Source organism: Streptomyces sp. NPDC087901 (assembly GCF_044742205.1).
In the GTDB taxonomy this organism is placed as follows: Bacteria; Actinomycetota; Actinomycetes; order Streptomycetales; family Streptomycetaceae; genus Streptomyces.
This window is the reverse complement of the sequence record NZ_JBIUUC010000005.1, coordinates 594879-615354: the sequence shown is the minus strand read 5'-3', so window position 1 is coordinate 615354 and position 20476 is coordinate 594879. Positions and strand designations below refer to the sequence as shown.

Sequence of the window (20476 nt, the reverse complement as noted above, 5' to 3'; positions counted from 1 at the left end):
TGTAAGAAATCTGCCATGGCGGAGGTAGACATGCGGGTCGCGCTGGGGTTAGTGTTTTGCCCGTAGCCAAGAGATCGAGCGGCCCGGCAGAGATGAACTGCCGGGAAGTAGTACGCGTAAGTGCAGGTCGGTGCGGTGGTGGAGTTCCGAAGCCAAGTATTTGCAGAAAGGGCGACGGGGCTGACCCCGGACCGGGTGGCCCGCAGTGATCAGGGGCCACCGTGAGCAGTGTCGCCGTACGCAAGTGCAGTTGCAGTACCAGTGGTCCCTCGGTAAAGGCGTCAGACTGCGGCGCGCGTACCGGGAAGTTCGGCAGTGGGGTTCTAAGCCAGAGCAGACGCAGGACGGGTGACGGGGCTGGCTGCCGGAACGTGGCGCTCGATTAAGCCACGAGTAGTTCGCATGGCCAGCAGTACCGAAAGCAGTTCCCATAGTTCGCAGTTGATCACCCGAGGGAAGAACGGAGGAGCCAGGCGCCATCTGGATCGCCCGGGCGGATTGTTGAGCCCGGGTACCGCAGGACATCGATAGTGAGGTGGTCTCCGGTCAAGCAACCGCGATCCCCGCAACCCCCGGACCTCTTCCCGGCAGGTATGCGGAAACACAGAGCCGGCGTAGCCGATCAAGGCCGGCTGATGGTGTAGCAGTTCCTTCGGGGCCCGGGTGCCAAATGGCACCCGGGCCCCTCCGACGCGTGTTCCACAGGAAGGTACAGATGACAGCAGACGACTCGTTCGGCCGTCTCGATGATGATGACTACCCCGCCTACACCATGGGCCGGGCCGCCGAGATGCTCAATACCACCCAGAGTTTCCTCCGCGCCATCGGCGAAGCCCGCCTGATCACCCCGCTGCGCTCCGCGGGCGGCCACCGCCGCTACTCCCGCTACCAGCTGCGCATCGCGGCCCGCGCCCGCGAACTCGTCGACCAAGGCACCCCCATCGAGGCCGCCTGCCGCATCGTCATCCTGGAAGACCAGCTCGAGGAAGCTCAGCGCATCAACGCCGAGCATCACCGTGCCGGCGAATAGAGCAGTCCACGAGATCGTGCTTGTCCGGCCGACGGGATGCAGTTTCGGTCTCGCAGGTGCCACGTGCCTCCCACCAGCAGCGGTGTGTCCAAATGTGCGTCGGCCGGGACTGCTCCGGTGCTGGGGTGATCTTGACCAAAGGTGACTCGTTGAGAGCCTGCGCGTCGTGCGCGTCATCCCCTACGAGATGCGCCCTGTCATCCGGTCGCGGCCGACGCCGAGCGGAACGACGATGTCCACCAGAAGGTCACGGCCGGGACGCCGGCGGGTCGGAGGACGGGCCGTCATCGGCCGGCCGCGGTCTCGGGGCCCGCACCTGGCTCTACCTGACCACCCAGTGCCAGACGGTGCGGTACGACCTGTCCGCAAAAAACCAGCCGGTCGAGCCCGGCTCTCGGACGGGGCGGGGGAACGATCCGCGGCGCCAAGGCGTACCGGTGCCAAGGGCGGAGCCAGGCATACGGTGGCCAACCCTCTTGCTCCTGTCCGTACCCGGAGACAGAGCCGGTTGAGGAGCGCACATGGCGGCAAGTGCGGATGCTGCTCGGCGATGCCGAAACCCTCACGGCCATGACCGGCTCGTGGGTGGAGGCTGCAGCAGACCTGTGTGACGGCTTGCGGGTGCGCCTGGCCGAACTCGACCGGAAGATCGGGCTTCCGAGACGGGCTGTCGACATCGCCGTCGGCCCGGGTGCGAAGGCCCTTGCTGCACGTGATCTGAGCCCTGAGGCTTCGCAGGGTGCGCTGGGCCGTGATCGACGTGATGGCGCGCCGGCTCACTGAAGGGTTCAGCAGGCCGTCCGGCATGCCCTGGTCGATGCGAGCTTCGGCGGCATGACGGAGATCGACATCCGGGCGACGGGGATTCCGCCAGCCGGCTGACCTGCAGGGCGGGTCGGGGTGTCCTTTCGGGGGTGGCTGGGACGATGCGCGCATGGCACCCCGGGCAGGCACTCCCAAGACGTCGTCAACGGCCCGCATCGTCCTGCTGACACTCGCGGCCGGGCAGTTCCTGATGGCGCTCGACAGCTCGGTCATGAACGTCTCGATCGCGACGGTCGCGGAAGACGTGGGTACGACGGTGACAGGTGTCCAGGGTGCCATCACGGCCTACACCCTCGTGATGGCGATGTTCATGATTCCCGGCGGCAAGGTCGGGGCACTGATCGGCCGCAAACGCGCGTTCATGATGGGCTGCGCCATCTACGGATGCGGCTCCCTCACCACGGCGCTCGCACCGAACCTGACCGTGCTGTTGCTCGGCTGGTCCTTCCTCGAAGGAATGGGAGCAGCCCTCATCCTGCCTGCGATCGTGGCGCTCGTGGCCAGCAACTTTGCCACCGAGCGTCGTCCCGCCGCCTACGGTCTCGTCGCTGCTGCCGGGGCTGTGGCGATCGCGGTCGGGCCGCTGATCGGCGGCGTCGCGACCACGTACTTCTCCTGGCGCTGGGTCTTCGCCGGGGAAGTCGTGGTGGTGATCGGCATCCTGGTGCTCGCCGGCCGTATCGCCGACGCGCCGGTCGGTGAGCGTCCTCGCATCGATCTTGTCGGCGCCGGGCTGTCGGCGCTCGGACTCGGGGTCTTCGTCTACGGAGTGCTCCGCTCGGACGAATGGGGCTGGTTCCAGCCGAAGCCCGACGAGCCCTCGTGGCTCGGGGTTTCACTGGTCGTGTGGCTGATGCTGGCCGGTCTGCTGCTGATCTGGCTCTTCCTCCGCTGGGAGGCCGGCATGGCGGAGCGGCGCAGGGAGCCACTCGTCGACCCGGGGATGCTGCACAACAAGCAGCTCACCGGAGGACTGACCATGTTCTTCTTCCAGTACCTCGTTCAGATGGGCGTCTTCTTCGTCGTACCCCTCTATCTGTCCGTCGCACTGGGCCTGTCCGCGCTCAAGACCGGCGCCCGCATTCTGCCGCTCTCCGTGACTCTGCTGGCGGCAGCCATCCTGATCCCCCGCTTCCTCCCGGACGTCTCACCGCGGCGGGTGGTGCGGCTCGGGACCCTCGCCTTGCTCGCCGGCGCGCTGGTCCTGATGGCCGCGCTCGACGCGGATGCCAGTGCGGAAATCGTCACCATCCCACTCCTGCTGATCGGCCTCGGCATGGGCGCGCTGGCATCCCAGCTCGGGTCGGTCACCGTGTCCGCAGTGCCTGAAGCACGGAGTGCGGAGGTCGGCGGCGTCCAGAACGCCGTTACCAACCTCGGCGCCTCGATCGGTACGGCGCTCGCCGGGTCGATCATGATCGCGGCGATGACGACCTCCTTCCTCACCAGCGTGGACCAGAACCGGGCAGTCCCGAGCGAGGTCAAGAGTCAGGCGACGGTCGAACTGCAAAGCGGCGTGCCGTTCTTGTCGGATGCCCAGCTCGAGTCCGCCCTGGACGAAGCGGGCACGAGCTCGGCCGTGGCTCAAGCCGCACATGACGCGAACAAGGACGCCAGGATCGACGGTCTGCGCGCCGCACTGGCCATCCTCGCCTTCGCTGCTCTCCTCGCACTGTTCTTCACCTCGCGCATCCCGAACACTCAGCCGCGTTCGACGGAGCCATAGCCGCAGGGCGATGGGAAACGAGCTGTCCTGCTCTTCCTCTGTGCTGTTCCCAGGCGTTGCGCGCGGCGCAGAGCGAGCTCTAGCGCGTCGTCTTCTCGGCTCCCTCAGCTCCCTGCAGTCCAGCCACCACCCGCGCCCGGTGGAGGCATGGGGGCAGTCCCGCCCTGCGCCGGGCTCCGAGTCTCGCTAGCGTTGGCTCGTACGACGTGTCGATGGACAGGGAGCTCCGAGGATGCCCTCACAACCGCGTTCGGCGAGAGGTGACATCGGTCGACGTGTCGCCACGCGTCGTAAGCAGCTGGGCCTGTCCAGGCAGGATGTCGCGTTGCGCGCAGCTGCGGCGCCCGGCTACATCGAGTACGTGGAGGAGCACTCCTCGGCGACGCCTGGCATCGGGTTTCTGCTGCGGCTGGCCAACGCCCTCGAAACAACCGTCGAGGAGCTGACAGGCGCCACCGGGGATCTGCCGGCAGGGCTTGGCAAAGCGGCCGAGCAAGCCCGAATGGTGGAACTCGACGAAGCGGATTCCTGGGTCCTGCTCGGCGATCACGGCGTGGGGAGGGTGGCACTGGCCGGCGGAGACGGGCCGGTCGTGCTGCCGCTGAACTACCAGGTGCTGGACGGCGAGGTCATGTTCGGCACTGCTGAGAACTCCCCGCTCGCCGCCGCCGACGGCACAGAGATCGCCTTCGAGGCAGATCACATCGACGACGCCTTCAGCAGAGGGTGGAGTGTGCTGCTCGTCGGGCCCGTTCATGTGGTGGCGGATGAGGAAGTCGCTCGCCGGCTCAGGGAGTCGGCCTACTCGACACCGTGGGCGGGGGAGGGGCGCGAGCACGTCATGCTGCTCTCGCCCCGACGCGTCACCGGTCGCAAGATCATCGTGCACGGTGCTCCGGGCGACGACAGCTGAGTCCGAGGTGAGCGCACCTCGATGCCCAGCACTTGTCCGAGCGCGCTCACTGGTGCGGGACGACTGCGACCGGTGCGCCGCTGTGATGGATCGCCGCTTGGGCCACGTGGCCGAGCCGGGGCCCTGTGGGGATACCCCGGCTGCGGCGTCCGACGACAAGAAGGGCGGCATCCTCCGAAGCGTGGATCAGCTCAGCCGCTGCCGGTCCGTTCACGGTCTTCTCCGTCACGGTGACCTCCGTGAATCTGGACCGCCAGGGCCGGATCATGTCTGCCAGCCCTTCCGCCACCCGTTGCTCGAGTTCGACGCCGATGCCCGGGTCCATGATCGCCGCATATCCGTACGCGGCCGACTGGGACCAGCTGTGCACGACCCGGACCTCCGCGCCCGTGCGCGAGGCTTCGCCGAAGGAAGGCGATGAGCGGGTCGCACGGATGACGGATGTCGAGTCCGAGGACGATGCCCGACCCGGCGTCGCCGGGCGCCTCACCCTGCGATGACAGTTCTGTGGCGCCCTGTGACCGCACGAGGACCACCGGCTGGCGCGACGTGGCGACCACGGGGAGTGAGGCCGAGCCGGTGAGGAAGCCGGCCACTCTGCCCAGTCCCGTGACCCCAGCACCATCCAGCCGGTGCCGTGCAGGGCAAGAAGGAACCTTCAGGCAGTGGTAGTGCTTGCAGCTGGTGCGCTCGTCGAACCAGTGACGGACGGCCCACGGCCTGCGATCAGGGGCGAATGAGCTAAGGACGGAGAACGAGCGGCACTTCGCCGGATGCTGGGTGGCATCACTGCCTCGCTCGGCGACCGGAACACACACAAGACGCTGACGAGACTTTCTCTGTTCTCAGCATGTCGCCGATCGACGAAGGGGCAAAGCGCGAGCGGGTCGAGCGCAGCCTCGCCCAGGAACCGGACCGTGATCTCCTCCCGCCAGCGGGCCCCTTCCTGCAGGCGCAGGACGTCAACGCTGCGCCCCGTAACCAGCTCCAGGACGCACTCTGGGCCGAGGCGTCCCCGCCGGAGATACCCATGCGGAACCGCCGGGAGAGAGCCCGGGCCCTCGACCCGGCGGTCTTGGTGCAGCACCCGGCCCGGTTCACGAAGCTGCCGGACCGAATCTGGGTCATCGACGACGACCCGTTCTCCGAGCTGCTCTATCGAACTCAGAGAGACGGCCGGGGCCACCGTGACGGCACACCGGCCGAGTGGCCGGGCCCGGCGCTGTGCTCCGCTCGACCGCGGCTCCCGTGCGAGCGCCTTGCTTCGCCTCCAGCGTGTCGCGCTTCGCAGTAGATCGGCATATGGCGTCGGTTGGGGATGAGGGAGTCACTCACTTCGGCGGCGGGCGCCGGCGCGGACCCTTCCGAGGCCGCCGGCGTCCGATCCGGAGCACCCGGCTCACCTCATCGGCTGATGGCACGAGGTGAACCGGTTCGGCTTTTCCCAGCTCAATCCGTTCTCGGTCTGGGCGTGTGGAGCTACGGGCGGCACATGTGCGGCGCTACGCCAGCTCCTCTGTGTCGCTGTGTACGGGCGGCGATGTGAGGTAGGCGCAGATCATGTCCGCGAGCATGTTCCGGTAGTGGTCCCTGCTGTCAGGGGCGACCAGGTCGCGCGCGAAGAGCGCGCCGAATGTGTGGCGGTTCGACACGCGGAAGAAGCAGAACGAGCTGATCATCGCGTGTACGTCGATGGCGTCGACCTCCGCGTGGAAGAGCCCCGCCTTCCGTCCTGACTCAAGGATGCGCTGGAGTACGTCGGTCGCCGGGGAGCCCAGTCGGCTCAACTTCTCGGAGCCGATGATGTGTTCTGCCTCGTGGATGTTCTCGATGCTGACGAGCCGGATGAAGTCGGGGTGTGCCTCGTGGTGGTCGAAGGTCAGCTCGACCAGTCGGCGGGTGGCGGCGACGGGATCGAGATGTTCGACGTCCAGGTCCCCTTCCAGCTGACGGATCTCCGAGTAAGCGGCTTCGAGCACCGCTGTGAAGAGCTGTTCCTTGCCGCCGAAGTAGTAGTAGATCATCCGTTTAGTGGTGCGGGTCACGTCGGCGATCTTGTCGACCCGTGCGCCTGCAAAACCATCCCGGGCGAATTCCCGGGTCGCTACCGCGAGGATCTCCGCCCGGGTGCGGGCCGCGTCGCGCTGACGCTCTGCGGGCGCTGGCTTCTGGGCGTTGGGCATGCCCTGGCTCCTCCGGTGCGTCGTGGGTGTCCCGTGATTGTAGGAGCAAGCCAGTGCCTGGATCTTTCGGTGCGAGGGCTTCTCGACGTGGCTCGCTCTTGCTATAAGTAACGTACTAGTTCGTACATTACTGGAGGTGTGATGGACCGGACCACTGCGCGGGCGATCGGGAGGGTACTCGTTCTCAACGGGCCCAACCTCAATCTGCTCGGCACCCGTGAGCCGGCCCTCTACGGCAGCGACACACTCGCCGATGTGGAGAAGCTCTGCCAGGAGACCGCGGCCGCCCACGGTCTGGAAGCCGACTGCAGACAGAGCAACCACGAGGGCGCCCTTGTCGACGCCATCCATGAGGCGCGCACCGGGTTCGCCGGGATTGTGATCAACCCAGGTGCCTACAGCCACACGTCGGTTGCCATCCGCGATGCTCTTGCGGCGGTGGAACGTCCGGTCATGGAGGTGCACCTGACGAACATTCACCGCCGTGAGGAGTTCCGTCACCACAGCTACGTGTCGGGGGTGGCGGCCGCCGTGATCTGCGGGGCGGGCACGGACGGGTACGTCTTCGCGTTGATGCGTCTCGCAACGTTGCTCGGCGGGGGATCGCGGTGACGGCGGGGACGTACCTGGTGGGGCTGATCGGCGCGGGCATCACCACGTCGCTCAGCCCCGCTCTGCACGAGCGCGAGGCGGACCGGCAGGGCCTGCGTTACCTGTACAAGATCCTGGACCTGGATGCTCTGGGCGTCGGTCCTGAGAAGGTGGGCGACCTCGTGAGAGCGGCCCGCGATCTCGGGTACGACGGGCTCAACATCACCCACCCGTGCAAGCAGACCGTCATCCCGCACCTGGACGCCCTCGACCCGCAAGCGGAGGCGCTCGGCGCCGTGAACACCATCGTCTTCCAGGACGGGCGGGCCACGGGGCACAACACCGACGTCACTGGATTCGGCGCGGCGTTCGCCCGGGGACTGCCCGGTGCGCCCACCTCGCACGTGGTCCAGCTGGGAGCTGGTGGGGCGGGTGCGGCCGTCGCCCACGCCATGCTCACTCTGGGCACCGGACGCCTGACCCTGATCGACACCGACGAGTCGCGGGCCCGGTCCCTCGCGGCCTCGTTGAACGCCATCTTCCGCACGGAACGGGTGGTCGCCGGCGGCTCGCGGGATCTCGCCCGTGAACTGGCCCGCTGCGACGGCCTTGTGCACGCCACCCCGACCGGGATGAGCGCGCATCCCGGGACGCCGTTCGCCCCCGAACTGCTCCACCCGGGGATATGGGTGGCCGAAGTCGTCTACCGGCCGCTGGAGACACGGCTGCTCGCCGAGGCGCGCGCACTGGGCTGCACCACGCTGGACGGATCGGGAATGGTCGCGTTGCAGGCCGCGGACGCCTTCCGGTTCTTCACCCGACGCGAACCCGATGTGGAACGCATGCTCGCCGACGTCACCGACCTCACAAGGGTCCCTCCAGCCAGCTGAAGCCAGAAGAAGGATCACGATGCGTACGTCCATCGCCACCGTCTCTGTCAGTGGAACGCTGACAGAGAAGCTCAACGCCGTGGCCCGTGCCGGGTTCGACGGTGTGGAGATCTTCGAGAACGACCTGCTGGGCAGTCCGCTCAGCCCCGAACAGATCAGGGAACGAGCGGCGGACCTGGGCCTCGAACTCTTCCTCTACCAGCCGATGCGGGACGTCGACGGACTCTCCGCCGACTCATTCGCCCGAAGCATGCGCCGGGCGGAGCACAAGTTCCGTGTCATGCGTCGACTCGGCGTCGACACCGTGCTGGCCTGCTCCAACGTCTCCGCACACGCCCGCGACGATGACGCCCTGGCCGCAGCGCAGCTGCGCGAACTGGCCGAGCTGGCGGACGAGTACGGGATCCGCGTCGCCTACGAGGCACTTGCGTGGGGGCGCCACGTCAACACGTACGACCATGCCTGGCGCATCGTCGAGGCAGCGGACCACCCCGCTCTCGGAGTCTGTCTCGACAGCTTCCATATCCTGGCCCGTGGTTCGGACCCGGCAGGCTTCGCCGCGATCCCCGGCGAGAAGATCTTCTTCGTTCAGCTCGCCGACGCCCCGCTCATGGGTATGGACGTCCTGCAATGGAGCCGGCATCACCGGTGCTTCCCCGGCCAAGGCGACTTCGACCTGGCGGAATTCGTCCGGTCCGTGGTCCGGTCCGGATACGACGGCCCGCTCTCGCTGGAAGTGTTCAACGACGTCTTCCGTCAGGCTGACTCCGGCCGCACCGCCATCGACGCCAGGCGTTCTCTCACCGCGTTGCAGGAGGGTGCCGGAGTACTGCAACTTCCCGGCGCCGTTGAGCCCACCGGAATCGCCTTTGCCGAGTTGGTCACCATGGATACGGAGCCGGTCACCGTCCTGCTCCAGGCGCTGGGATTCTCCCGTACCGGAAAGCACCTGTCCAAGCCCGTCGACCTCTGGGAGCAGGGCGCTGCGCGTGTCCTGGTGAACACCGAGCCCGCCACCGGCGGCAGCGGGCCGCGGCTCGCGGCCATCGGCCTCGAGTCACCCGACCCTGGGGCTGCAGCCAAGCGGGCCGAGTCTCTTGGCGCGCCGGTTCTGCCGCGCCGTCGCGCTCGCACGGATGTTCTGCTTGAGACGGTGGCAGCCCCGGACGGAACCGAGCTGTTCTTCTGCGCGTCCGGCCGGCAGGGTCTGCCCGACTGGCTCGACGACTTCGCCCCCATAGCGGGCTCTGCGCCGCATTCCGGGCTCATCACGGGTGTCGATCATGTTGCGCTCACGCAGCCGTGGCACCAGTACGACGAAGCGCTCCTCTTCTACCGCAGCGTGGTCGGGCTCCGGCCGCACGATGGCGTCGATGTTTCCGACCCGTACGGCCTGCGGCGCAGCCGGGCTGTCAGCAACCAGGACGATTCGGTGCGGATCGCGCTGAGCATCGACCCGGCGCCAAGCGCTTCCGCCCGCGCGTCCCAGCACATCGCCCTGGCCACCGACGACATCGTCGCGGCCGCGCGGCGGATCGGAGTCACGGGGCATCTTCTGCCGGTTCCGGACAACTACTACGACGATCTCGGAGCGCGCTACGTCTTCGGCCCCGGTGAACTCCAGACTTACCGTGTGCTGGGAATCCTCTACGACTGTGACGAGCACGGCCAGTTCCGCCACTTCTACACCAGGACCATTGGGGACGTCTTCTTCGAAGTCGTCCAGCGCGACAATGACTATGCGGGCTTCGGCGAGCAGAGCGCCCATGTGCGCCTGACCGCTCAACACGCTCAGAAGCAGACGTGACTGGACCGGCCACATGAGTGGGTCGACGGAAGACCAGTGCCCTCTAAATAGGGTCGCGAGCCGGCCTCTACGTGGTGTTCGCCAGATGGATGTAGTCGCCGCCGGCAGATAGTCGCCCCCGGTGGCGGCAGCACGCATGAGCTCTCCGGTTCCACGTCGTCGTCGGCCGGTGCAGCCTGTCCAAGCCGAAGTTCCTGCGGGCTGCGGATGCAGCTCACCGGTTGCGCGTGTGACGGTGGAGCGGTCGACCCCGAGCTGGCAGGTTCGTGCATTGCGCCGATGGCGGAGGTGGGTGAGGTCGGCCAACAGGCGGTCGAAAGAGACCAACTTGTGCTTCGCAACCGGCGGCTGTGGCTGGTGACGAGCAAGAGCTGAGAACGCAGTCTGATGCCACCTGTGCCACAAGGGGGAGCACCCGGCTACGGGTTCGGGGAACACATCGGGCGTCAGCCACGTGATCCGCCGGCTTGATCGATGTGCGTACCCGGCTCCCCGGCGAACAGACCGTGATCACAGCCGACGCACCGCCCGGCCCGGTGCGGGCTCGTCAGAGGTCAGGCGTGGGAGGCGGGTCGCGGACCGGTGGTCGGACGGCGGGGGACCACATCGGTCAGTTCGCCGGGAGCGGAGTGGGTGAGGGCCGTCAGTGCCGTGTGGTCGGGGGAGAGGGAGCAGGCCGGGTCGGTGCGCGTGGGGTCGCCGGTGAGGGCGAAAGCCTGGCAGCGGCACCCGCCGAAGTCCTGGTCGCGTCGTTCGCAGGACCGGCACGGCGAGGGCATCCAGTCGGTGCCCCGGTAGAGGTTGAACGCTTTGGACTCCTCCCAGATCCAGCGCAAGGGGTGATCCTTGACGTTGACCGGGTCGAGGCCGGGCAGGGTGGCTGCGGCAGGACACGGCAGGGCCGTGCCGTCGGGGGTCACGGTGAGGGAGACCGCTCCCCACCCTCCCATGCAGGGTTTGGCCACTCCGTCGAAGTAGTCCGGCGCGACCCAGACAATTTCCAGGCTGCCGTCCAGCCGCTCGCGCCATCGGTTGACGGACTCCACCGCACGGGCGAGCTGGTCACGACCCGGCATCAATGCCTCCCTGTTGAGGAGGCCCCATCCGTAGAACTGGGTGTTGGCGAGTTCGACCCGGTCCGCTCCCCAGCGCAGGGCGAGCTCCACCAGACCGTCGACGGCGTCCAGGTTGTGTCGGTGCAGTACGGCGTTGACGCCCAGGGGCAGCCCGGCTGCGGTGACGAGTGCCGCCGCGGATTCCTTCGCGGCGAACGCCCGGCTGCCCGCGATGCGGTCCGAGGCGGCCGGGTCGGCGTGCTGGACCGAAAGCTGGACACTGCGCAGTCCCGCGCCGGCCAAGGAACTGAGGCGATCCGCGGTGAGTCCTGAACCGCTGGTGACCAGCTGGGTATAGATGCCGGATTCCTCAGCACCGGTGACGATGGCTTCGAGATCCTTGCGGAGCAGTGGCTCGCCGCCGGAGAGATGGGTCTGTAGAACGCCCAGCTCCGCGGCCTGCCGGAATACGTCCACCCAGTGCCCGGCAGTCATCTCGCGGGAACGACGGGTCAGCTCCAGCGGGTTGGAACAGTAACCGCAGTGCAGCGGACAAGCATGCGTCAGCTCTGCGAGGAGACCCCAGGGGGGTGCGATCGTCACCGGATCCAGCCTTCCTTGCGCATCCGTTCGACGAACGGACCCACTTCCGCGTCGACAGGGGCTTCGGGAAAGTGCGCCCGAAGTTCCTCGGTTATCCGGGCGACCGTTCGCGTGCCGTCGCACAGTTCCACCACGTGGCGGGCGCTGCCTGTCAGCACGACGACCCGCTCAGGCATCAGCAGGACGTGATTGCCGCGCGCCCGGTCGTGCCGCATGAGCACGGCGGGTGCCGGTCGCGGGCACCAGTGGTTCGGATCGGGGGTGGTCATCGTGAGCTCCCCGGCCGGCTCCCGTGTTCCACGGCGTCCAGCAGCGACCACAGAATGTCGCACTTGAAGGAAAGCGCCGACAGCGCGGCAAGCTGTTCGGAACGGGTCCGCGCCCAGGCGGTGACCCAGGTCAGAGCTTCCACTCCGTCGCGGCGTCCCTGCGGAACCCTGCTGCGGAAATAGGCGAGGCCCGGTTCCTCGATCCACGGGTAGTGGATGGGGAAGGTTTCCAAGCGGGTCAGCATGATGTTCGGCGCGCACAGTTCCGTGAGCGAGGACGCCACGGCCTCCATAACGGGGCTCAGTCGGCAGAAGTTCACGTACCCGTCGACCGCGAAACGCACCCCGGGCAGGACGGACTCGCCCGATTCCATTTCCGCGCGGTCGACGCCGACCGCCTCGCCGAGCCGCAGCCAGCGCTCGATGCCGCCTTCGCCTTCCGCGAGGCCGTCGTGGTCCTGGATCCTGCGCAGCCAGGACCGGCGCATTGCCGGCTCGGGCAGTTTGGCGAGGATCAGCGCGTCCTTCACCGGGATGCTGCGCTGGTAGTGGAAGCGGTTGACGACCCAAGTGCGGAGTTCAGCAGGGCTGAGCCCGCCCTGGTGCATCCGCACGTTGAACGGATGGGTGTCGTGGTAGCGGCTGCGTGCGAGCTCCCGCAGTTCATGCTCGAACGCGTCAGCCGGCAAAGGGCTGTTGCACGGCCGTGCGGTGGGTGTCGCAGCCCGTGTCAGGCGTGCGGGAGCGGTTGTCATAGTTCGATCACCATGCCGTCCTGTGCCACTTCGAGCCCTAGCCCGGCAAGCACGCCGTGTTGCGGGGCGAAGGGATCGACCAGCGGGTTCGTGTTGTTGAGGTGGGTGTAGAGGCAGCGCCCGGGTAGCTGTGCCAGCCGCCCGGCCGTGCCGCCCGGGCCGTCGATCGGCAGATGTCCCATGCCGGTGGAGGTCCGGGCGGAGATGCCTAGACGCTTGGGTTCATCGTCGTCCCAGAACGTCCCGTCGACGAAGACGCAGTCGGCTCCGGCAGCCTCATTGGCGAAGTCCTCGGTCCAGGCCGCGAGTGCCGGCGCGTAGAGGGCTGTTGTGCCGGTGGTGGGGTCATGGAGCCGGACGGCGACTACCCAGGTGTCGTCCTCCACGGCGTCGGCGGCATACCGGGGACGTTTGGTTGACAGGGGGACGGCGGACACTTCAATCCCGGCGGCCACTGTCGGAGTCTGCCCGGAAGGGGGCAGATCGTGCCAGGTGATAGTGGCGTACGGGGTGAGGACGGAGTCCAGGGCCAGGCGTTCGCGCAGGGCCTGCCGGACGGGCGCGGTGGCGAAGATCTCGAGGCGGTGGGCCTCGCGCAGCCTCAGAAGGCCCAGTGTGTGGTCGAGTTCGGCGTCGGTGAGCAGGATCCGGACCACGGGGGTGCGCTCGCTGCCTGCCCCGGGGCGGAGTTCGGCGTGCGCCTCCAAATGGTCCGTGATGTCTGGACCGGCGTTGATGAGGAACCAGGAGGACTGGCCGCCGCTGAAAACGGCGAGGGAGTCGTGGCTGCGGCGACGGTCGGGGTGCGCGCGTGCCCCGGAGCAACCGGGGCACGCGCAGTTCCACTGGGGAACTCCTCCACCTGCTGCCGTGCCCAGCGTGAGCAACAGCATGAGGGTGTCTGCTAGAGGTCGTTGAGGTAGTAGGCGGTGACTTCCATGCCGGTCTCGATGACCGTGAAGTCCGGCGAGGACCAGGTGACCACGGGTGTGGTGCTGGACGTGGCCTGGTCCTGCGGGGTGGATGCGCTGGGTTCAAGCATGGTCGAAATCCCTTCGGATGAGGTGCGATCGGTGAGGGGGTGAGGTGCTCTGCCGGGCGGAATGCCGGGCGGAATGCCGGGCGCCGCAGAGAGCGGGAGAGTCCTTGCGGCAAGTGGGTCGAGGACCATTCGGGAATCCGTTGTGCGGTTCTATCGTCCCGTCAGGCGGTTCACTCATACGCTAGACATGGCTGGGAGCGGTTGCAAGAGGTGGGAAGGGGTAGATCCAACGGTTGCCGGCGACGGGTGAAGCCGGTAGCGCCTGGCTCGGGTCCCGGGGCTACTTGCAGAAGGGCTTGATGCCGGAGACCGACTGGATGCCGCCGACGATCAGCTTCTGGAACTCGGCGGCGCCGGCGAAGGAGCCGTCCGTGGTGAATTCCTTGGCATCGTGGCCCAGGGTGGTGACCCAGGACTTGCCGCCGTCGTAGTACTGGCACCAGGCCACCGCGTGGTTGTCACCGTGCCCGGGGTGGTTGTAGTTGCCGGCCACTCCCTTGGCGAGGGTGCTCTCGTCGACCTTGGCGAGCACGCGCACCTTGGTGGGGGCGGGCACGAGGTTGTACCACTCGTCGGTGAAGTTCCACCGAACCGGCAGCTCTTTGGTGGAGACGTCCTTGCGTTCGACGGTCTGCACGGTGCCGGGCTGGGACGCTCCGTGGTCGTAGAAGTTGGCGTTGCCCAGCAATCCCTCGTACCAAGGCCAGTTGTACTCGGTGCCGAAGGCGTTGTGGATGCCGACGAAGCCGCCGCCGCCGCGGATGTACTGTCGCAGTGACGTCTGGGCGGCGTCGTCCAGCGCGTCGCGGCTGGTGGAGAAGAAGACCACGGCGTTGTACTTGAACAGGGTGTTGGGGGAGGCCAGTTGGGTGACATCCTCGGTGTAGTCGACCTGGAAGCCTCCGGTCTCACCGAGCTTGATCATGGCCTTCTGGACCACGTTCGCGTCGGTGAGCGGCGGGTTGAGGCCAGTGGCCAGGGCGGGACCGAGGTTCGCGTGCCGGGGACCCGCTGTACGGGTGTACAGAAGGACCTTGTAGCCCTTGGCCGGGTCGAAGTTTCCCCAGTCGTGGTAGCAGTCGGGATCGAGGCCGCGGCAGACGCCGTAGTCCGGATCGCCCAGTTCCTTGGCGCCGGTCCCGATTCGTCCGTGGGCGACGCTGAGGGTGCCGGTGGCGATGAGCGCCACCACCATGGCGAACGCCATCCCCAGGGTGGCGAGGACCGCCGAGCGTGTGCTCAGAGCTCTCGCTCGGAGCGTTCTTCCTGACATGAGTGTGTTTCCTTCTCTTGTAGGTGACGTACCGGGAGAACGGCACGCCGGAGAGAGGTGAGGCGTCATGGGGCAGGGCGCATCGCTCACCGGGTCGGTGTGGGCGCTGGTTGGGTCATCCGCCCCTGCTGGCGCGATCCACAGCGGATTGGCCGTGTCGCGGGGGCCCTGCGACGGTGTTCTGGTGCGGCGACCGGTGGCCGGGCGGGCACGGCTCCCGGCCGGGGCGCCCGGCGAGAGGGGACTGTGCGGGAGCCGGCTGTTAGGAGACGACGATCTTTCCGGTGCTCTGCGGGGAGATCGGGTCGTTGTAGAAGAACTCGCCGGGCGTGTTGAAGGTGTACGTGTACGAGTCGCCCGGCATCAGCAGTCCGGTGTCGAACTCGGCCTCGAAGAAGGCGACAGCCCCGTGCGCCGACGTGTTCGCCGCCGGGTTGGTGAAGGTCACCGTCGTGCCTCGGGCGATGGCGAGGTGCTGAGGGGACATGGCGTTCTGTGACACCAGGTTCTCGGTGGTCCCCGGCGCGTTCTTCGCGCTGTCCCAGACGCGTCCCAGCGTGATCGTGTTGCCGGCAGTTGCGCCGGTGACGGCTGCCGAGCGGATCTGATTGCGCTTGGACGGGGGAGTGGGCGCGGGGGCGGGTCCGACCTTGCCGCCGACCTTGAAGGCCCACAGGTGGTCGCCGCGCGGGATGTCCGGGTAGGGCAGACCGTTTCCGCCGGCCAGTACGGCCACGTACTGCTCACCGTCGACCTCGTACGTCATGGGGCTGGTGTTGACGCCCGCGCCGCACTGCCAGGTCCACAGCTCCTCGCCGTTGGAGTCGTCCAGGGCGGTCAGGACACCGTCGGGACGCCCCTGGAAGAGCACGCCGCTCGCGGTGCTGAGGACGCCGTTGCCGTGGGCGAGCGACCAGTCGCCCTCCTGTCGCCAGGAGACCGTGTTGGTGCGGGGATCGACGGCCACGACGCCGCCGGCGAAGTACTCGCCGAGCGGGCGGGCGGTGTTGACCCGGCCGCCGTGGGTGTTGGAGTACGCGGAGTTGATCAGCCCGTAGCCGACGTAGACCAGTCCCGTGCGGTGGCTGAAGGACGGGGAGGACCAGTCCGCGCCGCCGCCTGCCCCTGGGTACAGGATGGTGGGCCGGTCCCAGTGGACCTCGAAGACGCCGCCGGTGGCGTAGAAGGGCACCGGGCGGGTTGCCTTGTCGATCCGCGGCTCGGTCTCCACGAACGGCTCACCGCCCGGGAAGGGCTGGGTGGGTGAGGTCTTCTGGAGCGCGTGCTGCGGTACCGGCCGCTCCTCCATGCCGTGGACGGGGTCTCCGGTCGCACGGTCCAGGATGTAGTACATGCCGGTCTTGCTGCCGTAGACGACGACCTTGCGCTTGCGGCCCTTGATCTGGATGTCCGCCAGCACCGGAGACATGACGCCGTCGTAGTCCCAGATGTCGTGATGTACGGACTGGAAGTGCCAGCGCCGCTTCCCGGTCTTGGCGTCGATGGCCACCAGGCAGTTCGCGAAGAGGTTGTCGCCGCCCCGGGTGGAGCCGTCGGTGCGCGGATACGGGTTGCCGAACGTCCAGTAGACGAGGCCCAGTTCGGGGTCGACGGCGGGGTGGATCCAGCACACCGCGCCACCGGTCTTCCAAGTGTCGCCCTCCCAGGTGTCGTGGCCGAACTCGCCGGGGCCGGGGGTTCCCCAGAACGTCCAGACAACTTCGCCGGTCGCTGCGTTCAGGGCGTAGCCGCGGCCACGGGCGCCCGCGGTGCTGCCCTGCGTGCCGACGTAGATCAGGCCGTCCCAGTAGACGACTGCTCCGGCGAGGCTGCCCTTGCTACCGCCGCACTGGCCGCTGGCGGGGTCGCAGCCGGGGTCGCCCTGGTCCTCGATGAGCATCTCCCTGGTCCACACGACCGCGCCGGTCCGCTGGTCCAGGGCGTAGATGATGTTCGCGCCGGAGATGGTGAAGGCAAGCCCTTCACCGAGAGCCACGCCGCGCATGTTGGTGGTCTCGGTGCCGACGCTCGTCTTCCATTTGACGGCGCCGGTACGCCCGTTGACCGCGAAGATGTTCTGCTGCGTGGTGGCGATGTAGAGCACGCCGTCCTGTGCGACGACGGCGCACTGCTGGGCGCGGCCGGTGTCGCCGCCCTCCAGGTTGATGTGCCAGGCCCCGCCGAGCTGCTTGACGTTGCGCGGGGTGATCTTCTTCAGGGATGAGTAGTTCTGGTTGGCGAGGTTGCCCCCGGCCTTGGGGAAGTTCTTCGCTGTCGCCTCGAACGCCTGCCTGGGGACGGGCGTTGCCAGCGTGCCCGTGCGTGATTCAGCTGCCTGGGCGGGGGAGTTGAGAACAGCGATACCCGCTGTCGTGCCGGCCGCGGCTGTGGCGAGAAAACTGCGTCTGTCCATGAACCCTCTTTCGTGGCATGACCCTGCCGAATTCCGGTCCACCTGATGGTCCGGTGGGCGGCGAGGGTAAGAGAGAGTGAGAAGCGGATCTTGGTCCGCTGTGCGGTTCACTAGGCCCGCATGATGGTCGCCGAGTGGCGCTTCCATACGTTAAGGACGTGGCAGCGGCCTGACAAGGGTCACGACGCGGATTCCTCGGCGGCAGGAGGATCGAGGGGGTTCAGGCGGGCGGGCAGGATGGATCGGGGGATGGGGCCCTTGTTCCGGCGGCCCTGCCCGGTCTCCTCCCACGCGTGGGCCAGGATGCCCACCGACCGGCTGATGACGAACAGGCCCCTGGCCAGAGGGGCAGGGAAACCGAGCTCGGCGTAGATGACGGCGGTGGCGCCGTCGATGTTCATCGGTACGGGACGGGCGCCGGCGCGGCGCTGCCGCAGGGCGCGTTCGACGGCCAGGGCGGCCTGCAGGTGGTCGCCCGCGACGACCCCGGCGGCCACGGCTTCCTCCGTCAGCCTCAGAAGCGGATCGCGGCGGGGATCGACGGGATGGAAACGGTGGCCGAAGCCCGGCAGGTAGCGGGAACGTGCCTGGCGCTGCGCCATGACCTCGGTGGCGGCCCTATCCCAGTCCAGGCCTTGCGAGTTCAGGGTGCGTATTTCCTCAAGCATTTCCACGCACTGCTGGCCGGCTCCGCCGTGGACGTCACCGAGCATGTTGACTCCGGTGGCGATCGCGTTGTTGAGCCCCACGCCACAGGTCGCTGCCATGCGTGCGGCAGCGATCGACGGAGCTTGAGGCCCGTGGTCCACGCCCGCCACGAGGGCGGCTTCCAGCAGGGCGGACTGGCGCGGTGACGGGAGAGCCCCGCGCAGCAGGAGCCACAGGGTGTCCACGAGGCCGACCGAGCCGATCAGATCCTGCACGGGCCGGTCCCGCAGTTCGATGGAACCGGGTTCGATGTGGCTGACGGCGGTGGCCCACCACTGTGCCGCTTCATCGTGGGCGGATGTGGACGCGGATGTGCTCATGAGCCTGTTGCCTCCTTCGTGACGGTGGCGGTGGCGGACCAGCGCGATGCGAGCTCGTCCCGTTCATGGTTGTGTTCACCCAGCAGTGGGGGTGGTGTCCGGGGCAGGAAGGCTTCTCCGTCGAAGAGGACCCCGCTTCCCAGTACGGGCAGTGCGGTGCCCGAGGCGTCGGGGCGGCGGAGTTCGGCGATGAACCCCCGGTGCCGCAACTGAGGTTGGGAGAGTGCCTGGGGGACGGTGAGGACGCGGGCCGCGGGCACGCCGGCGGCGGTCAGCAGCTGCTCCCATTCCGCTGCCGGGCGTTGTGAGAGTGCGTGGTTGAGGGCGGTGTTGAGTTCCGCCCGGTGGGCCTTGCGGCTCTCGCGTTCGATGAAGCGGGGATCGGTGAGGAGCTCAGGCGCGCCGACCAGTCGGCACAGTGTTTCGAACTGGCGCTGCTGGTTGGCGGCGATGTTCAAGGGGCCGTCCGCCGTGCGGAAGGTGCCGGAGGGTGCGGCGGTCGCGTTCTGGTCGCCCATCGGCTCCGGGGGGACCCCGCTGACCATGTAGTTCGAAACGGCCCATCCCATGGCCGACAGGGACGTCTCCAGCATGGAGACGTCCAGTCGGCTGCCCTGCCCCGTGCGTTCCCGATGCAGCAGCGCCGCGCTGATGGCGAGCGCTGCGGACAGTCCGCCGGTGGTGTCGCACACCGGGAACCCAACCCGCAGCGGGGCGGTGTCAGCGGTACCCGTCACGCTCATCATCCCGGAGAGCCCCTGGATGATCTGGTCGTACGCCGGTGCGTCACTCATCGGACCGCTCTGGCCGAAGCCGGAGATGGAACAGCAGATCAGCCGAGGATTGATCCGGTCGAGCCGTTCCTGGTCGTAACCCATCCGGGAGAGGACTCCGGCCCGGAAGTTCTCAAGCAGCACGTCGGCGCCTGCGAGCATCTCCTCGAAGACTTCGCGGTCGACCGGTTCCTTGAGATCGAGCTCCACCGACTTCTTGCCGGCGTTCTGCGCCAGAAAGGAAGCTCCGATGCCAGCACGGTTCAGGTCGGCGTCGGGGCCGAGGTTACGAGCCAGGTCGCCCTGGCCGGGGCGCTCGATCTTGATGACCTCCGCCCCGAGGAGCATGAGGTGGTAACTGCAGTACGGCCCTGCCAGGACGTTGGTCAGGTCCAGAACTCTTATGTCGTCGAGCGGTCGCACATCCATGGACGTTGTCTCCTTACACGGCGCCGTCTCACGGTGCCGCCTTCTGGCATGGTGGTCAGCCCCGCGGGCCCAGAGGGTGATCGAAGCCTTGCGACATGATCTGCGCGGCAACCTGAATCAGGTCCTCGGCGAACTCGTCGATCGCATCCTGCGTGATCCGGGCACTCGGTCCGCTGAGGGAGAGCGCCGCAACGACCACACCGGACGAGGTGGCGAGCGGCACGGCAACGGCCGTGAGGCCGACGTCGCGCTCGCCGTGGCTCACCGCGTATCCCTGCTCGGCGACCTGATCCGCCCACTCCCGCAGGCGCTCGGCGTGCGGTTTGCCATGGGGTGAGGCCAGCGCGATCCGGTGCAGCAACGCGTCGCTCGCGCCGCTCAACAACACCTTGGACGAAGCGCCCGCCCACAGCGGCAGTTCATCGCCCACCCGCACCACATGGCGCAGCGGCTGAGGGCTCTCCTGCTGCGCGACACAGACGCGGTGGACATCGCGCCTGATCATCACATTGGCGGTCTCACCGCGCCGGTCCGCCAGCTCCCGCAGCACCTTGATCGTCTCCGGGGGCAACTCCCAGCTCCGGTGAGCGAGATGCGCCCAACGCCACAGGCCGGGACCCGCCGCAAATCCCGCGTCCGTGGACCACAGCAGCCCGTATCCCTCCAGTGTCTGCACCAGCCTGATCACCGTGGTCTTGGCCAAGCCGGTCGCCTCCACCATCGTCTTGAGGGAGACGACGGGCTGCTCCTCGGTCAGCAGCGACAGGATGTCCAGGGCCCTGCGCACGCTGCGTACGCCGCCCGGTCCTTGATCGGAATCCATGATTCCTCCTTTGTAGGGTCTGTGCTGTAGTGCCTGTCAGGGGATACA

General features: G+C 67.8%; 19 protein-coding genes. 7 read left to right on the top strand and 12 right to left on the bottom strand.

All coding sequences use genetic code 11. From position 1 onward, the window contains the following. Window positions 1–715: 715 nt before the first annotated feature. The 4 genes from ACIOEW_RS19860 to ACIOEW_RS19845 all read left to right on the top strand — a co-directional run bounded on the left by ACIOEW_RS19860 (window position 716) and on the right by ACIOEW_RS19845 (window position 4494). Window positions 716–1030 (top strand): MerR family transcriptional regulator, encoded by a 315-nt coding sequence (locus ACIOEW_RS19860; RefSeq protein ID WP_285566651.1) that lies wholly within the window; start codon window positions 716–718, stop codon window positions 1028–1030. 531 nt (window positions 1031–1561) lie between these two features. Beyond that, complete coding sequence (locus tag ACIOEW_RS19855) at window positions 1562–1813, top strand: hypothetical protein (RefSeq protein WP_362554433.1); 252 nt, start codon at window positions 1562–1564, stop codon at window positions 1811–1813. Between the two features lie 151 nt (window positions 1814–1964). After that, window positions 1965–3581, top strand: a complete 1617-nt coding sequence (locus tag ACIOEW_RS19850; protein WP_401964911.1) for an MFS transporter — start codon at window positions 1965–1967, stop codon at window positions 3579–3581. 232 nt (window positions 3582–3813) lie between these two features. Further along, a complete protein-coding gene (locus tag ACIOEW_RS19845) occupies window positions 3814–4494 on the top strand; it encodes a helix-turn-helix domain-containing protein (protein WP_401964910.1) in 681 nt (226 codons plus the stop codon). Window positions 4495–4540: 46 nt separating this feature from the next. Here the strand turns inward: ACIOEW_RS19845 and ACIOEW_RS19840 are convergent, their stop codons facing one another. After that, the gene (locus tag ACIOEW_RS19840) at window positions 4541–4864 is read right to left on the bottom strand and encodes a universal stress protein (RefSeq protein WP_401964908.1); all 324 of its coding nucleotides are present in this window, start codon (window positions 4862–4864) and stop codon (window positions 4541–4543) included. Between the two features lie 1132 nt (window positions 4865–5996). Then, the gene (locus ACIOEW_RS19835) at window positions 5997–6677 is read right to left on the bottom strand and encodes a TetR/AcrR family transcriptional regulator (RefSeq protein WP_401964907.1); all 681 of its coding nucleotides are present in this window, start codon (window positions 6675–6677) and stop codon (window positions 5997–5999) included. A 141-nt stretch (window positions 6678–6818) separates the two neighbouring features. Between ACIOEW_RS19835 and aroQ the strand changes: the two genes are divergently transcribed. The 3 genes from aroQ to ACIOEW_RS19820 are packed head-to-tail and all read left to right on the top strand — an operon-like array spanning window position 6819 to window position 9965. After that, the gene (gene aroQ, locus ACIOEW_RS19830; protein ID WP_362554442.1) at window positions 6819–7289 is read left to right on the top strand and encodes a type II 3-dehydroquinate dehydratase; all 471 of its coding nucleotides are present in this window, start codon (window positions 6819–6821) and stop codon (window positions 7287–7289) included. Beyond that, window positions 7286–8158: a shikimate dehydrogenase gene (locus ACIOEW_RS19825; protein ID WP_362554443.1), complete on the top strand. Its 873-nt coding sequence runs from the start codon at window positions 7286–7288 to the stop codon at window positions 8156–8158. The genes aroQ and ACIOEW_RS19825 overlap by 4 nt, the downstream gene beginning before the upstream one ends. A 19-nt stretch (window positions 8159–8177) precedes the next feature. After that, the gene (locus ACIOEW_RS19820; protein WP_401964904.1) at window positions 8178–9965 is read left to right on the top strand and encodes a bifunctional sugar phosphate isomerase/epimerase/4-hydroxyphenylpyruvate dioxygenase family protein; all 1788 of its coding nucleotides are present in this window, start codon (window positions 8178–8180) and stop codon (window positions 9963–9965) included. Between the two features lie 554 nt (window positions 9966–10519). Here the strand turns inward: ACIOEW_RS19820 and pqqE are convergent. The 10 genes from pqqE to ACIOEW_RS19770 form a co-directional block, all read right to left on the bottom strand. Beyond that, entirely contained in the window at window positions 10520–11623 is a 1104-nt protein-coding gene (gene pqqE, locus ACIOEW_RS19815; RefSeq protein ID WP_362554447.1) for a pyrroloquinoline quinone biosynthesis protein PqqE, read from the bottom strand. Then, on the bottom strand, window positions 11620–11892 hold the full coding sequence (gene pqqD / locus ACIOEW_RS19810; RefSeq protein WP_362554449.1) for a pyrroloquinoline quinone biosynthesis peptide chaperone PqqD: 273 nt from the start codon (window positions 11890–11892) through the stop codon (window positions 11620–11622). Before pqqD ends, pqqE begins: the two co-directional genes overlap by 4 nt. Beyond that, window positions 11889–12647 (bottom strand): pyrroloquinoline-quinone synthase PqqC, encoded by a 759-nt coding sequence (gene pqqC, locus ACIOEW_RS19805; protein ID WP_401964902.1) that lies wholly within the window; start codon window positions 12645–12647, stop codon window positions 11889–11891. The genes pqqD and pqqC overlap by 4 nt, the downstream gene beginning before the upstream one ends. Further along, on the bottom strand, window positions 12644–13540 hold the full coding sequence (pqqB, locus tag ACIOEW_RS19800) for a pyrroloquinoline quinone biosynthesis protein PqqB (RefSeq protein WP_362554453.1): 897 nt from the start codon (window positions 13538–13540) through the stop codon (window positions 12644–12646). Before pqqB ends, pqqC begins: the two co-directional genes overlap by 4 nt. Before the next feature lie 11 nt (window positions 13541–13551). Next, the gene (gene pqqA, locus ACIOEW_RS19795; protein ID WP_362554455.1) at window positions 13552–13689 is read right to left on the bottom strand and encodes a pyrroloquinoline quinone precursor peptide PqqA; all 138 of its coding nucleotides are present in this window, start codon (window positions 13687–13689) and stop codon (window positions 13552–13554) included. A 280-nt stretch (window positions 13690–13969) separates the two neighbouring features. Beyond that, on the bottom strand, window positions 13970–14962 hold the full coding sequence (locus tag ACIOEW_RS19790) for a ThuA domain-containing protein (RefSeq protein ID WP_401964901.1): 993 nt from the start codon (window positions 14960–14962) through the stop codon (window positions 13970–13972). A 262-nt stretch (window positions 14963–15224) separates the two neighbouring features. After that, window positions 15225–17375: a PQQ-binding-like beta-propeller repeat protein gene (locus ACIOEW_RS19785; protein WP_362554459.1), complete on the bottom strand. Its 2151-nt coding sequence runs from the start codon at window positions 17373–17375 to the stop codon at window positions 15225–15227. Between the two features lie 179 nt (window positions 17376–17554). Beyond that, the gene (locus ACIOEW_RS19780) at window positions 17555–18403 is read right to left on the bottom strand and encodes a citryl-CoA lyase (protein WP_401964899.1); all 849 of its coding nucleotides are present in this window, start codon (window positions 18401–18403) and stop codon (window positions 17555–17557) included. Next, window positions 18400–19605, bottom strand: coding sequence for a CaiB/BaiF CoA transferase family protein (locus ACIOEW_RS19775; RefSeq protein WP_401964898.1), 1206 nt, complete (start codon window positions 19603–19605; stop codon window positions 18400–18402). Before ACIOEW_RS19775 ends, ACIOEW_RS19780 begins: the two co-directional genes overlap by 4 nt. Before the next feature lie 55 nt (window positions 19606–19660). After that, the gene (locus tag ACIOEW_RS19770) at window positions 19661–20428 is read right to left on the bottom strand and encodes an IclR family transcriptional regulator (protein ID WP_362554465.1); all 768 of its coding nucleotides are present in this window, start codon (window positions 20426–20428) and stop codon (window positions 19661–19663) included. Window positions 20429–20476: the final 48 nt, after the last annotated feature.

What these genes read in the sequence shown, in the direction of transcription:
- ACIOEW_RS19860 (WP_285566651.1), top strand. Translation starts at nt 716, where the DNA reads ATGACAGCAGACGACTCGTTCGGCCGTCTCGATGATGATGACTACCCC.
- ACIOEW_RS19850 (WP_401964911.1), top strand. Translation starts at nt 1,965, where the DNA reads ATGGCACCCCGGGCAGGCACTCCCAAGACGTCGTCAACGGCCCGCATC.
- ACIOEW_RS19845 (WP_401964910.1), top strand. Translation starts at nt 3,814, where the DNA reads ATGCCCTCACAACCGCGTTCGGCGAGAGGTGACATCGGTCGACGTGTC.
- ACIOEW_RS19835 (WP_401964907.1), bottom strand. Translation starts at nt 6,677, where the DNA reads ATGCCCAACGCCCAGAAGCCAGCGCCCGCAGAGCGTCAGCGCGACGCG.
- aroQ (WP_362554442.1), top strand. Translation starts at nt 6,819, where the DNA reads ATGGACCGGACCACTGCGCGGGCGATCGGGAGGGTACTCGTTCTCAAC.
- ACIOEW_RS19820 (WP_401964904.1), top strand. Translation starts at nt 8,178, where the DNA reads ATGCGTACGTCCATCGCCACCGTCTCTGTCAGTGGAACGCTGACAGAG.
- pqqD (WP_362554449.1), bottom strand. Translation starts at nt 11,892, where the DNA reads ATGACCACCCCCGATCCGAACCACTGGTGCCCGCGACCGGCACCCGCC.
- pqqC (WP_401964902.1), bottom strand. Translation starts at nt 12,647, where the DNA reads ATGACAACCGCTCCCGCACGCCTGACACGGGCTGCGACACCCACCGCA.
- pqqB (WP_362554453.1), bottom strand. Translation starts at nt 13,540, where the DNA reads ATGCTGTTGCTCACGCTGGGCACGGCAGCAGGTGGAGGAGTTCCCCAG.
- pqqA (WP_362554455.1), bottom strand. Translation starts at nt 13,689, where the DNA reads ATGCTTGAACCCAGCGCATCCACCCCGCAGGACCAGGCCACGTCCAGC.
- ACIOEW_RS19790 (WP_401964901.1), bottom strand. Translation starts at nt 14,962, where the DNA reads ATGTCAGGAAGAACGCTCCGAGCGAGAGCTCTGAGCACACGCTCGGCG.
- ACIOEW_RS19785 (WP_362554459.1), bottom strand. Translation starts at nt 17,375, where the DNA reads ATGGACAGACGCAGTTTTCTCGCCACAGCCGCGGCCGGCACGACAGCG.
- ACIOEW_RS19780 (WP_401964899.1), bottom strand. Translation starts at nt 18,403, where the DNA reads ATGAGCACATCCGCGTCCACATCCGCCCACGATGAAGCGGCACAGTGG.
- ACIOEW_RS19775 (WP_401964898.1), bottom strand. Translation starts at nt 19,605, where the DNA reads ATGGATGTGCGACCGCTCGACGACATAAGAGTTCTGGACCTGACCAAC.
- ACIOEW_RS19770 (WP_362554465.1), bottom strand. Translation starts at nt 20,428, where the DNA reads ATGGATTCCGATCAAGGACCGGGCGGCGTACGCAGCGTGCGCAGGGCC.